The following is a 9,545-nucleotide window of genomic DNA, read 5'->3' as shown; positions in this document are numbered from 1 at the left end:
GTCCTCACACCTTGACCAGCTGCTCCACCCGCCCCTTCTCGCCGAAGATGCGCAAATAACGCTTGATCTCCTTCTCATCGCCGGTCGACTTGGCGGGGTTGTCGGAGAGCTTGACCGCCGGCCGGCCATTGGCTTCGCTGACCTTGCAGACCAGCGAGATGGCGTCGAGGCTGTTGGTCTCGGTCGGCGCGCAGCCTTCGAAATCATTGGTGAGGTTGGTGCCCCAGCCGAAGGACATGCGCACCTTGCCGCGGAAATGCTTGTAGGTCTCCTCGATGGTCTCGACCTCGAGCCCGTCGGAGAAGATGAGCAGCTTGTGTTTCGGATCCTTGCCCTTCTCGCGCCACCAGGCGAGGATCTTCTCGCCGCCTTCGATGGGCGGCGCGCTGTCGGGGCGGAAGCCGGTCCAGTCGGCGATCCAGTCCGGCGCGTCGCGCAGGAAAGCGGACGTGCCGAACGTGTCGGGCAGCACGATCAGCAGATTGCCGCCATAATAGCGCTGCCAGTCCTGCAGCACCTTGTAGGGCGCCTGCCTCAGCTCCTCAACGGAATTGGCAAGTGCCGCAAACACCATAGGCAGCTCGTGCGCATTGGTGCCGAGCGCCTCGAGGTCGTTGTCCATGGCCAGAAGCACGTTCGACGTGCCGGTGAAAGCCTCGCCGATGCCTTCCTTCAGCGCCTCGACGCACCAGCGCTGCCACAGGAAGGAGTGGCGGCGGCGGGTGCCGAAATCGGAAATGCGGATGCCGGGCAGTGCCTTCAGCCGCTCGGTCTTGGCCCACATCTTGGCCTTGGCGCGGGCGTAGAGCACGTCGAGCGCAAACTGGCCGAAGGAGCGCATGGCGGCGCGCGAGCGCAGTTCGTTGATGATGGCGAGCGCCGGTATCTCCCACAGCGTGGTGTACATCCAGGGACCGGGAAAGGACAGTTCGTACTGACCGTCGCGTTTGGTGAGTTCATAATCGGGAAGGCGGAAATCCTCCAGCCAGGCGAGGAATTCCGGCTCGAAGATCTGCTTACGGCCATAGAAGGTGTTGCCGCCGAGCCAGATCATCTCCTTCTTGGAGAAGCGCAAGGTGCGAGCGTGGTCGAGCTGCTCGCGCAGTTCGCCTTCGTCGATCTCGTCGGCGAGCCGCACCGAGGTCGTGCGATTGATCAGCGTGAAGGTGGCGTCGACCTTGGGGTACATGCCCCAGATCATCTGCAGCATCAGCAGCTTGTAGAAATCGGTGTCCAGCAGGCTGCGGACGATGGGGTCCAGCTTCCAGGTGTGGTTGTAGACGCGCCGCGCTATATCGGTTCGTGCCATATCTGCTCACCCAAAAAGCGCGTCGCGCTTGCGTGATTCCAAGCGCGGCGCCTCAAGTCCCTGTTATGAAGCACTCCGGACGGAAAACCGCCGCGCAGCTCCCAGAATTGTTAACCAGCTGCGGTCTTAGCATTGTATTTTTGAAAGCGCTTCCTGCTTTGCAAGCTGGCCCGACAAAAACCAGCTATGCAAGTCCAGCGATCATGACGCTGCGCCGGAGCATTCCACCGTTGCACGGCAACCGCGAAATGCTCTTGGCTTTTTTTGACGGGAATTTCCGGACGGAAAATCGCTCACACTTTTCCTGGAATCGCTCTAGCCCCGATCACCTTGAGCGCCGGGCGCTTCCTGCGGCTCGGCACACGGCCGGCGACCGGCGCATCGGCGCGGCCCTCGTCCTGCTCCTTTTCGGCAAAGAGCCAGTCGATGAAAAGCTGGACGATCGGCGCCGAGCGCATCTCGTTGCGGCAGACGACATAGAAGTCATCGACCGCCGGCACCGACAAAGCGAAGGGCGCAACGAGCATGCCCCTGGCGAGCAGGGCGCGCGCGGTCACGGAATCGCCGAGCGCCACGCCGTGGCCGTGGACGGCGGCCTCCACCGCTATGCGCGCGTCGCCGAGGTGATGGCGGCGGCCGCGCTCCAGATCGAGCGCGTCGGCGGCGGCCAGCCAGGTGTGCCACTCGCGGCCGTCGTCGCCATGCAGGAAAACGTGGTCGGCAAGGTCGCGCACGCTGCGGATCGGGCGGTTGTTGATCAGCGTCGGGCTGACCACCGGAAACAGCTCGAGACCCGACCATTTGCGTATCCAGCAGTCGCTCCAGCTGCCATCGCCATAATGCACGCAGACGTCGATGTGCGGCGCGCGGATGTCCCTGGCGTCGTTGGAGGGGATCAGCGTCAGCTGGATGTCGGGATATTGCGCGGTGAAGGAGCCGAGCCGCGGCGTCATCCACAACAAGAGCAGCGCCGGCACGCAGGACACCGACAGCACACCGGTGCTTGCGGGGCGTGTCATGCGCTGCGTGGCCGCGGCGATGCCGTCGAAGGCCGCCGAAACCGCCGGCAGGAACTCAGCGCCATGCGGCGAAAGCTTCACGCGCTGACCCGCGCGCTGGAAAAGCTTTACGCCGAGCGATTGCTCGAGCGCCTTGATCTGGTGGCTGACCGCGCCATGCGTGACATTGAGCTCCCCCGCCGCCTTGGTCAACGAGGCATGTCGCGCCGTCGCCTCGAAGGCGCGCAGCGGGTTCAACGGCGGCAAGCGCTTGGCCAAGGACAGCTCCCGACTTTGTGAGATTTTCTCACAGCAAAGACCCTAACAATATCAATTGATTTTTCAATACAGTTGCCCGACACTTTTGCCCGGAACAGCTCAACAGACGTAGGATTTCGCAGGCGCCGGCGGACAACGATCAGCCGGATGACTGCTGGCTTGACAGCCGTCGGTGCAGCCGCCGCGCTGCAAGCAGTCACGGAGGAGTACCGGACATGGGTTACGATCGCGGCAAGCTCGAAGCGTTGCGCCGCAAATATGGCGAGAGCCATGGCGGCGAGATGTTCGATCCGAAATTCCGCAAGGTTGCCGACAAGATCTTCAGCAAAAGCGGCACCCGGCTGGCGCCCTATTCCGGCATCCCGACCTTCCTTGCCGCGCCGTACCGGCAGGTGGCGGCCGACAATCCGGATTTCGGCGACTTGCAAGTGGCGATGATCGGCGTGCCGATGGACCTTGGCGTCACCAACCGGCCGGGCTCACGCTTCGGGCCGCGGGCGCTGCGCGCCATCGAGCGCATCGGCCCCTACAATCACGTGCTGGAATGCGCGCCGACGCATGAGCTGCGCGTTGCCGACATCGGCGACACCCCGTTCCGCAGCCGTTACCGGCTGGAGATCAGCCACGAGGACATCGAAAAGCGCACCAACCAGATCGTCGACGCCGGTGTGCTGCCGCTTTCGGTCGGCGGCGACCACTCGATCAGCCATCCGATCCTGAAAGCGGTCGGTAAGCAGGCTCCGGTCGGCATGATCCATATCGACGCCCATTGCGACACCAGCGGGCTGTTCGACATGACCAAGTTCCATCACGGCGGACCGTTCCGCAACGCGGTCCTGGACGGCGTGCTCGATCCCACCCGCACGATCCAGATCGGCATTCGCGGCTCGGCCGAGTATCTGTGGGAGTTCACTTATGAATCCGGCATGACGGTGGTCCATGCCGAGGAGGTGACCGGCGTCGGCATACCCGCCATCATCGAGAAGGCGCGGAAGATCGTCGGCGACGGCCCGACCTACATCTCCTTCGACGTCGACAGCATCGATCCGGCCTTCGCCCCGGGCACCGGCACGCCTGAGGTCGGCGGGCTGACGACGCGCGAGGTGCTCGAGCTGCTGCGCGGCCTGAAGGGCCTCAACATCGTCGGCGGCGACGTCGTCGAGGTGGCGCCGCAATATGACGCGACCACCAACACCGCCCATGTCGGCGCGCAAGTCCTGTTCGAGATCCTGAGCCTGATGGTGTTCAGCCCGGCAATCAAGAAGGGCTGACACGAGAGCGTTTCACCGCTTCATGGAAACGGCGAACCGCTTCGTTTTTACGCAATTCCGGACGGAAGCTATGCGAAGTCGCCAAGCGTAGACCGCTTCCCGCTTTTCTTGGAATTGCTAACCAGTACGGCCGTCGCGCTGGAGCCGGCGGCCGGTTTCAACAACAAGCTTCCAGCAGGGGAACTAAAATGACTCTTCGCAACACACTGAAATCCGCACTTGCGGCACTCATCATGCTCGGCGCCGCCGGTCTTGCCTCGCAGGCCAAGGCCGACGCCATCGACGACATCACCAAGGCCGGGGCCATCAATGTCGGCATCTTCTCCGACTTCCCGCCTTTTTCCTCGGCCAGCGCCGACATGAGCATCAAGGGCTATGACATCGACGTCGCGCAGGCGATCGCCGATTCCTTGAAGGTGAAGCTGAACCTCGTCAGCGTCACCGGCCAGAATCGCATCCCGTATCTCACCGACAAGCGCGTCGATATCTTGATGAGCGTCGGCTATTCGAAGGAGCGCGAGCAGGTGATCGATTTCGCCGCCGCCTACGCGCCCTATTACATCGCCGTCATCGGCCCGGCCGAGCTTGCCGTCAAAGGCAAGGACGACCTTGCCGACAAGTCGATCGCCGTCAATCGCGGCACGCTGGAGGATACCTCGCTCACCCAGGCGGCGCCCGCCTCGGCCGACATCCGCCGCTTCGACAACTACAATTCCGTCATCCAGGCCTTCATCTCCGGACAGACGCAGCTCATGGTGGTCGGCAATGATGTCGGCGCGCAGGTGCTGGCCAAGCAGGTTGCATTGAAGCCCGAGCAGAAGTTCCAGCTGCTGACCTCGCCCTCGCATATCGGCCTCAACAAGAACGAGGACAGGCTGAAGAAGGCGGTGAACGATGCGGTCGCCAAGATGCTGGCGGACGGCAAGCTGGACGAGAGCTCGAAGGCCTGGCTGAAGACGCCGCTCAATCCCGACAACCTCAAGGATTGATCCCCGGAGCGGTTCAGCGCGCATGAAGCGCTGAACCGCTCCCGTACTTGCTTCTTGCGCTACACGCTTTCCAACAGGGCCAATCGCGATGGGCTACAGCCTCGACTTCGGCTGGCTTGCGGGTGCAGCGGGCGCGATCGCGCGCGGCGCGGCGATGACGCTGCTTCTGATCGTCGTCACCACGCTCGCCGGCACTTTCTTCAGCATCCTGGGCGCCGCCGGCCGCCGGAACGGCCCGAGGCCGCTCAAGCTGGCGATCGGCTGGTATGTCGAGGTGATGCGCAACACGCCGTTCCTGGTGCAGCTGTTCTTCATCTTCTTCGGCCTGCCCAGCCTCGGCATCCGACTCGATCCGATCCTGGCCGCCATGCTGGCGATGACGCTCAACATGGCGGCCTACACGATCGAGATCGTCGGCGCGGGTCTGGACGCGGTGCCGCGCGGGCAGACGGAGGCAGCGCTTGCGCTCGGGCTCAGGCCCAGACAGGTGTTCATCAAGATCGTGCTGCCGCAGGCGCTGACAGTGATCTATCCGGCGCTGACCAGCCAGATCGTCATCATGATGCTGGAATCGGCGGTGGTGTCGCAGATCGCGGTGCGTGAACTGACCTACGAGGCCGACATGCTGCAGGCGCGCACCTTCCGCGCCTTTGAAACCTATCTGGTGGTGACCATGGTCTATCTCGGCCTGTCGATGGGGCTGCGCCGGCTGCTGGTCAGCGGCGGACGCCGCGCACTCGGAGCCGGCGTGTCATGATCGAATTCACCCTCTGGGACATATTGCGCAACCTTCTGCTCGCCGCGCGCTGGACAGTGCTGCTGTCGCTTGCGGCCTTCGTCGGCGGCGCGCTGGTCGGGCTGGTCGTGCTGTTCTTCCGCATAGCCAAGAACAAATGGATCAAGCGGATCGCTTCCGGCTATATCGCGCTGTTCCAGGGCACGCCGCTCCTCATGCAGCTTTTCCTGATGTTCTTCGGCCTGCCGATGTTGGGGCTGCGTATCGAGCCATGGACCGCCGCGGCGCTCGGCCTCACCTTCTTTGCCAGCGCCTATCTCGCCGAGATCTGGCGCAGCGGTGTCGATGCGCTGCCGCGCGGCCAGTGGGACGCCGGCGCCAGTCTCGGACTGCATTATCTGCAGGAACTCAGGCTGATCATCCTGCCGCAGGCCTTCGCCATCACGCGCGCCCCGACCGTCGGTTTCCTGGTGCAGCTGATCAAATCGACGGCGCTGACCTCGATCATCGGTTTCGAGGAGTTGGTCAGGACCTCCAACGCCATCAACAACGCGACCTTCGAACCCTTCACCGTCTACGGGCTGGTGGCGCTGATCTTCTTCGTGATGTGCTTCCCGCTGACGCAATATGCGCGGCGGCTTGAGCGTGTCGCCGCACACTGAAGGTCGACGAGGGCCGCCGCCTGACCGGCGGCCGCTCTTCTCAATGGCTGAACGACAGCGCCGGCGCGATGCGATCGCGCCGCAGCCAACGGACGAGCAGGAGCACCGCCACCACCGCCAGGCCTGACGAAAGGCCGATCCAGATGCCGACGCCGTTGAAGCCGAAATGGAAGGCGAGCAGCACGCCGAGCGGAAGGCCGACCCCCCAATAGCCGATCGCGGCATAGATCATCGGCACCTTGGTATCGTGCAGGCCGCGCAGCATGCCGGCGGCCACCGCCTGCGCGCCGTCGAAGATCTGGAACAGCGCGGCAAACACCAGGAAGGACACGGCAAGCGTGATCACCCTGGCATTGGCCGGATCGGCGAGATCGATGAAGGCGCTGATCAAAAGATGCGGCCATAGGATCATCACCAGCCCCATCAGCGCCATGAAGGAGACGCCGATGACAAAGCTGGTCCAGCCGGCGCGCGAGACGCCCTCGGGATTGCCGGCGCCATGTGCCAGGCCGACGCGCACGGTGACCGCCTGGTTGAGGCCGAGCGGCACCATGAAGGAGATCGAGGCGATCTGGATGGCAATCGCGTGGGCTGCCAGCGAATCCGCGTCGATCAGACCCATCAGCAGAGCTGCCGCATTGAAGATCGTCACCTCGAAGGCGAGGATGCCGGCGATCGGCAGGCCGAGCCTCAGCAGGCCACGGAAGCGCGGCCAGTCGGAGCGCCAGAAGCGGCCGAACAGGTGATAGCGGCGGAATTTTTTCTCCAGCACCACCACGACCGCCAGTCCAACAAACATCAGCACGCTGGAAAGCGAGGTGGCGAGGCCCGAGCCGGCGATGCCCATCGGGCGAACGCCGAGATTGCCGAACATGAAGACCCAGTTGAAGAAGGCGTTGCAGGCGACGGCGACGAAAACGATGATCAGCGCCCAGCCGGGCCGCTCCAGCGCCGAGATGAAGGAGCGCAGCACGATATAACCGTAAAAAGGCAGCACCGCCCATTGCAGCCAGTGCAGGTAGATGCCTGCCTGGTGCGCGAGGTCCGGCTTCTGCCCCATGGCCAAAAGCACTTCTTCGCCATGCCAGAGGAACAGCCAGATCGGGATCGAGACGAGGACCGCCAGCCAGAGTCCTTGGCGCACGGTGCGGCGCAGGTCGCGCACCGAATGGCGGCGGCGGCCGAGCTCGGTCGCCATCATCGGCGAGGTGGCTAGCATCAGGCCAAGCCCGAAGATCAGCGGCATGAAATAGAGGTTGGAGCCGAGCGCGCCGGCGGCCAGCGTGTCGGGTCCCAAACGGCCCATCATCATGACGTCGGTCGCGGTCATGGCGGTCTGGCCGAGATTGGTGAGCACCATCGGCCAGGCAAGCGACAATGTTGCCCTGATTTCCTGACGCCAAAAATTTTCCGGCGCGCGAGCGCCGGCTTCGATCGCAGACATTTTCCGCTCTTCAGACCACGGCGCGTCGGGACTCGCCCGGAAGCCGCACGCAAACGGCGCAAAATGGCGCCGTTTGCGCCGTCTTGTGAACGAAATGCGACATATTGGCAAGGAGGAGGAGCGGCGACCTATTGAGCCAGCGGGAAGCGCAAGAGCCGGGCCTTCTATTGGATGGTGTCGAGCGCCTGCCGCTGGCGGTGCATTTCGAGGAAGATGCGATAGTCGCGGTCGAAGCGAGCGCCGGCGGCCGGATTCGGGGGCCGCGTCCTGCCGCCCTGCTGCATGGCCACGCAAGCGGCGTTCAGGTCGGGGTAAAGCCCAGCGGCGGTCGCAGCGACCATGCCGGTGCCGAGCAGCACCGCCTCGTCGGCCAGCGGCTCGATGACGGCGCAGCCGGTGGCATCGGCATAGAGTTCCATCAAGAGCGGGTTCTTGGTGTGGCCGCCGGTGACGTGCAGCGTGTCGATCAAATAGCCGTTCTCGTTCAGCGCCTCGAGCACATGGCGCACGCCGAGCGCGATGCCGACGGCGGTGCGCCAGTAGAGCTTGCACAGGCTGTCGAAGGAGGAATCGAGTGTCAGCCCGCTGACGACGCCAACCGCGTGCGGGTCGGCGAGCGGCGAGCGATTGCCGTGGAAATCCGGCAGAACATGCAGGCGCGCCGCCAGCGCATCGCCCTCGGCGGCGCGCAGTTCGGCGACGCGCTCGGCGATCCTGGCATGCATTGCCGCATCCGGCTCGCCGCCGGCGCCGTGCCAGCGGATGATGTGGTCGAGCAGAGCGCCGGTCGCCGACTGACCGCCTTCCGACAGCCAGAGCTTTGGCAACGCCGCGCCATAATACGGTCCCCAGACGCCGGCGAAAGGCTGCGGATCCTGCGACATCGCCATGACGCAGGACGAGGTGCCGGCAATCAGCGCCAGGTGCCGGCTGATGTCCTTCTCGTCGCCGGCGAAGCCGCCGAGCACACCGAGCGCGCCGGCATAGGCGTCGATCACCCCGGCGCCGACCCGGCATTTTTCCGTGAGGCCGAGATCTGCCGCCGCATCGGCCGTGAGTTGCCCGATATCGGTGCCGACGGGGCTCGCCTTATCCGGAAGATTGCCATGCTCGAAGAGATCGCCGATGCCGACGAGCTTGAAGAAATCGCGCCGCCAGCCCGTCTCCTCATGCGCGAGATAGGTCCATTTGGCCGTCAGCGTGCATTGCGAGCGGGCGAGCGATCCGGTCGCTTTCCAGGTCAGGAAATCGGCGAGATCGAACAGATAGCCGGCTTCATTCCAGGTGGCGGGCAGGTTGCGCTTCAGCCACATCAGCTTCGGCGTTTCCATTTCCGGCGACATCACCCCGCCGATATAGTCGAGCACCGCATGGCCGCTTCTGGTGCATTCGTCGGCTTCGGCGATGGCGCGATGGTCGAGCCAGACGATGGTATCCCAGCGCTTCTCGCCGGTGACCGAGACGCTCAGCTGATCGCCCCGCCTGCCGCGCACCACCAGCGAGCAGGTGGCGTCAAAGGAGATGCCGACAATATCCGATGCGGCGACGTTCGTCTTCTCGCGCGCGGCCCGCACGGCGGCGCAGACTGCCGACCAGATATTTTCCGAATCGTGCTCCGCGTGATCGGGCTTAGGCTGGTGCATGGCGATCGGCCGCTCGGCGCGGCCGAGCAGGTTGCCATGCGAGTCGAGAATGCCCGCGCGAGCGCTCCCGGTGCCGACATCGACCGCGCAAACGAAACTCGTCAAGATGCTTTTACTCTCGCTCCCAGGTCTGCAATCAGGTCGGGCAATTGCAGCATGTCAGCGAATATAAAGTCCGGTTCGGTCGACGCAAGCCGCGCCTTGAGCGCAGGGT

General features: G+C 64.2%; 8 protein-coding genes and 1 pseudogene. 4 read left to right on the top strand and 5 right to left on the bottom strand.

The genetic code is table 11. The features are described from left to right. Nucleotides 1–4: 4 nt before the first annotated feature. Nucleotides 5–1,309 (bottom strand): nicotinate phosphoribosyltransferase, encoded by a 1,305-nt coding sequence (pncB, locus tag EOA49_RS27485; RefSeq protein WP_127240215.1) that lies wholly within the window; start codon nucleotides 1,307–1,309, stop codon nucleotides 5–7. Nucleotides 1,310–1,602: 293 nt separating this feature from the next. After that, entirely contained in the window at nucleotides 1,603–2,586 is a 984-nt protein-coding gene (gcvA, locus tag EOA49_RS27480; RefSeq protein WP_127216547.1) for a transcriptional regulator GcvA, read from the bottom strand. Between the two features lie 215 nt (nucleotides 2,587–2,801). Here gcvA and speB point away from each other — a divergent pair, with 215 nt between their 5' ends. The 4 genes from speB (at nucleotide 2,802) to EOA49_RS27460 (ending at nucleotide 6,244) form a co-directional block, all read left to right on the top strand. Continuing rightward, nucleotides 2,802–3,857: an agmatinase gene (gene speB / locus EOA49_RS27475; RefSeq protein ID WP_067323998.1), complete on the top strand. Its 1,056-nt coding sequence runs from the start codon at nucleotides 2,802–2,804 to the stop codon at nucleotides 3,855–3,857. A 188-nt stretch (nucleotides 3,858–4,045) separates the two neighbouring features. Then, nucleotides 4,046–4,846: a transporter substrate-binding domain-containing protein gene (locus tag EOA49_RS27470; protein ID WP_067323996.1), complete on the top strand. Its 801-nt coding sequence runs from the start codon at nucleotides 4,046–4,048 to the stop codon at nucleotides 4,844–4,846. An 88-nt stretch (nucleotides 4,847–4,934) separates the two neighbouring features. After that, nucleotides 4,935–5,603: an amino acid ABC transporter permease gene (locus EOA49_RS27465; RefSeq protein ID WP_127240214.1), complete on the top strand. Its 669-nt coding sequence runs from the start codon at nucleotides 4,935–4,937 to the stop codon at nucleotides 5,601–5,603. Next, on the top strand, nucleotides 5,600–6,244 hold the full coding sequence (locus EOA49_RS27460; protein ID WP_066999193.1) for an amino acid ABC transporter permease: 645 nt from the start codon (nucleotides 5,600–5,602) through the stop codon (nucleotides 6,242–6,244). The genes EOA49_RS27465 and EOA49_RS27460 overlap by 4 nt, the downstream gene beginning before the upstream one ends. 40 nt (nucleotides 6,245–6,284) lie before the next feature. Here EOA49_RS27460 and EOA49_RS27455 read toward each other — a convergent pair whose 3' ends face one another. The 3 genes and pseudogenes from EOA49_RS27455 to EOA49_RS34165 all read right to left on the bottom strand — a co-directional run. Then, nucleotides 6,285–7,688, bottom strand: a complete 1,404-nt coding sequence (locus EOA49_RS27455; RefSeq protein WP_127240213.1) for an MATE family efflux transporter — start codon at nucleotides 7,686–7,688, stop codon at nucleotides 6,285–6,287. A gap of 164 nt (nucleotides 7,689–7,852) precedes the next feature. Continuing rightward, the gene (locus EOA49_RS27450) at nucleotides 7,853–9,439 is read right to left on the bottom strand and encodes an FGGY-family carbohydrate kinase (protein WP_127243464.1); all 1,587 of its coding nucleotides are present in this window, start codon (nucleotides 9,437–9,439) and stop codon (nucleotides 7,853–7,855) included. Further along, nucleotides 9,433–9,545, bottom strand: a pseudogene (locus tag EOA49_RS34165) (hydrolase); the annotation flags it as partial. The gene EOA49_RS27450 and the pseudogene EOA49_RS34165, both read right to left, overlap by 7 nt.

This window comes from Mesorhizobium sp. M1A.F.Ca.IN.020.04.1.1 (assembly GCF_003997315.1).
Lineage (GTDB): Bacteria > Pseudomonadota > Alphaproteobacteria > Rhizobiales > Rhizobiaceae > Mesorhizobium.
Note: the sequence above shows the minus strand (reverse complement) of the source record. Positions and strands in the feature narration are given on the sequence as shown.

Bases quoted from the DNA above. Each gene is read 5' to 3' on its own strand.
- pncB (WP_127240215.1), bottom strand. From the start codon at position 1,309: ATGGCACGAACCGATATAGCGCGGCGCGTCTACAACCACACCTGGAAG.
- speB (WP_067323998.1), top strand. From the start codon at position 2,802: ATGGGTTACGATCGCGGCAAGCTCGAAGCGTTGCGCCGCAAATATGGC.
- EOA49_RS27470 (WP_067323996.1), top strand. From the start codon at position 4,046: ATGACTCTTCGCAACACACTGAAATCCGCACTTGCGGCACTCATCATG.
- EOA49_RS27465 (WP_127240214.1), top strand. From the start codon at position 4,935: ATGGGCTACAGCCTCGACTTCGGCTGGCTTGCGGGTGCAGCGGGCGCG.
- EOA49_RS27460 (WP_066999193.1), top strand. From the start codon at position 5,600: ATGATCGAATTCACCCTCTGGGACATATTGCGCAACCTTCTGCTCGCC.
- EOA49_RS27455 (WP_127240213.1), bottom strand. From the start codon at position 7,688: ATGTCTGCGATCGAAGCCGGCGCTCGCGCGCCGGAAAATTTTTGGCGT.